The sequence below is a fragment of the Klenkia sp. AC732 genome (genome assembly GCF_979256525.1).
In genome coordinates, this window is record NZ_CEEDOS010000150.1 from 1 (window position 1) to 245 (window position 245).

At 78.0% G+C, this 245-nt stretch carries 1 protein-coding gene; it reads right to left on the reverse strand.

The features are described from left to right. The coding region (locus AC0IVP_RS22050) for a helix-turn-helix domain-containing protein (RefSeq protein ID WP_471759299.1) at window positions 1-231 on the reverse strand (231 nt) is incomplete at its 3' end. Between the last annotated feature and the right edge of the window lie 14 nt (window positions 232-245).

Below are 245 nucleotides of genomic sequence, written 5' to 3' on the forward strand. Positions count from 1 at the left end.
GTGGAGGCCCTGCGCGATCGCTGCGACCATGCCCTCGGAGGGCTGCGGGCCGCGCTGGCGCTCCAGGCGGGCGTCGTAGTCCGCGGACATGAAGGCCAGGGCGGCGACCTCCTCCCGGCGCAGGCCGCTGGTCCGCCGGCGCGGCCCGCGCGGCAGGCCGACGTCCTCGGGCTGCAGGGCCTCCCGGCAGGTGCGCAGGAACTCCGCCAGCCCGGAGCGGTCGATGTCCACGCGCTCCCCCACGT